The 2,405-nt window shown below is 40.5% G+C and carries 2 protein-coding genes; both read right to left on the bottom strand.

Annotated features, from left to right (window positions below):
- Nucleotides 1-277: 277 nt before the first annotated feature.
- Nucleotides 278-1,420, bottom strand: coding sequence for a diguanylate cyclase (locus tag EKM76_RS13105; RefSeq protein ID WP_125551003.1), 1,143 nt, complete (start codon nucleotides 1,418-1,420; stop codon nucleotides 278-280).
- On the bottom strand, nucleotides 1,393-2,121 hold the full coding sequence (locus EKM76_RS13100; protein WP_125551002.1) for a hypothetical protein: 729 nt from the start codon (nucleotides 2,119-2,121) through the stop codon (nucleotides 1,393-1,395). The genes EKM76_RS13105 and EKM76_RS13100 overlap by 28 nt, the downstream gene beginning before the upstream one ends.
- Nucleotides 2,122-2,405 lie beyond the last annotated feature (284 nt).

Below are 2,405 nucleotides of genomic sequence, written 5' to 3'. Positions count from 1 at the left end.
AGAACACATAAAATAGGCAAGATCCAGTGAGAAGCAACACCTGAATTAAGTTCGATTCATCCGTGAACGGTGATTCCATATATTAATCGTCATCCCCCCTTGAACATCCGGTTTTGAACTTGGGTTTCATGGAACTTTAGACGTTACCAGAGTGAATGCATTATCGTAACCAGCGTTGCCACTTTTTGCTACGTTAAACCAGCGCCGTTTTATTCATTCCTGCACAAATTAGTTTAGCATACAACACCGTGACCACACCCGTCATATGCTTAGGCGATTAAGACATTAACATCGGCAGTTTAGCTGGGCCAAAATAATCGCCTTCTAAATAATCGATGTATTCTTGTGTCTGCAGCCAAGCAAACATATTATCATCAACGACCTCAGCGGTAATACCATCAAGAATAAATTCGATCTGCCAGTTAGCCGCAATTTCACCCCAAAATTGAATATCTTTGCGTAAAAGTTGTGGAACGACATTGTGGTCATTACGCGGTTTGATCGTGAGTTTGATGCCATCAAGATACTGTAAACTAGCGTTGATCCGTTCAAAATGCCGATTGCTTCCAACTTGTGTTAACACAAGTTTAATCCCCGCTTTATGATAAAATTCAGCCATTGGGATCAATAAATTAAGCGCTGGTGTCCGGTTTAATTCAATGTACATCACTTCCGGCCCGTTTGGACTATTAAAGAAATCAATTAATTTTGTGGCCACCGATTGATCCAAAAAACTAGCCACGGATAGCGCGATAACGATCGACTGGCACCGGCTATTGACCAATGCATCACGCATGTGCTCGATTCGCGTATCAATATTCAGATGACTCTGTTGTGGTACGACCCATTCTTGCTTTTTACGATCAAAACGCCGCAAGGTCAGCTCATTTGCCGCGCGTCGTTTGTTATCATCCGTCGTTTGCCGCGTATAGATACCCGCAATAAAATAAGCATAATTCTCTTGTTCTGAATCATCTTGTAACTGCTGCGTCTCCCCGTCAACGGTGATCGCATCCCGGCCATGTTTTTTACTAGTATAAAGTGAATTATCCGCCCGCTTATAAAGATCATCTGGCGATTTATCATCATCAACTAATTCAGTTAGGCCTAAGGAGACCGTAATGTTAATTTTGTCCTTATCATAAACAAATTCAGAAGAACGCACTGCGCGCCATGCATGGATCAGGATCGGTAAAACTTCAGCTGATGAGCTATCTGGGAAAACTAATGTAAACTCTTCGCCACCAGTCCGATAAAGTTGATAATTATCACTATACTGTAATAAAACTTGTTTCAATCTGCTGGCAACTTCGGTCAGTATTTGATTACCAGCTAAATGACCATATTTATCGTTGATCAGCTTAAAATGATCAATATCCAACATTGCCACCGCTAGTGGTTGTTGACTAGTGTGTGCAATACCAAAAGCCGTAGGTAGGCGGTGAAGTTTTTTGTGTTTGTTAGCTCATCGTAGTTAGCCAGATGCGCCACCTGTTCATTATGTGCCCACAGATTTTGTTGGCGGCCTGTGGATAACTTCATCACAAAGAACATTAAGACAGCCTCGACCTCGATGCTAGGACTCATTGTCATCCCAGCCGAATGATTTGGTAAAGTCAGCCAAAAATCCAAAGCAATCAGAGAGGCAAAGAGTAACCGTAAAATAAAGCGCGGTTCGATCACCCGCCGGTAAGCCCAAATAACCACCATTAATAACAGTAAAATCAACATTGAAATGGTAAATCGTTGGGGCATAAAATGACTCATATGATGCATTGCCCAAACAACGATCAGCGCTCCACCACGAATTAAATATTCACCAAGGTTAATTTCTTCATCAAGTAATGCAAAAACTAATATAAACAGTCCGATATTATGGTACATCATCGCATTATTACCGCTGATATAACCGGCAAAATGTAAAACTGAGCCTAAGCCAATACTTAATAAAATTAGTATCGCCCGCAAAACAATGCGTTCTGAGCGCGGTCGTTGTGTATTCCTAAAAGCTTGATTCCAGATTTCGGTGTAAAAACTAACGAATCCGGCAATGAAAAATATTGCTACAGTTAATTGCGCTGCCCAGGACATCGCAACTACTAAAATATTCTGACCATCCACGAACGTGTCCCCCAATACCATGCTATAAAACCTGTGCAAGTAGAATGACCTACTTAGAGTCGATAAAAAGTATTATCTAATTAACTTAAAAAAGTTTAAGATAACACGCTTGATCAATATCATAATTTAATTTTCGAGAGTGTCAAATTTTATGTGTAAATAGAAAAGCCTCTCGTCCTTTTTTTAAAACATAGATTCTAATGTGTCTTCAACCATGTTGAATCCCTTATGCACCCGCTGATCAAACTTGTCATTGTAATCCAGAATAACCGTCATCAAGGTTC

The organism is Loigolactobacillus zhaoyuanensis, assembly GCF_003946385.1.
In the GTDB taxonomy this organism is placed as follows: domain Bacteria; phylum Bacillota; class Bacilli; order Lactobacillales; family Lactobacillaceae; genus Loigolactobacillus; species Loigolactobacillus zhaoyuanensis.
This window is presented reverse-complemented; position numbering and strand designations above follow the sequence as displayed.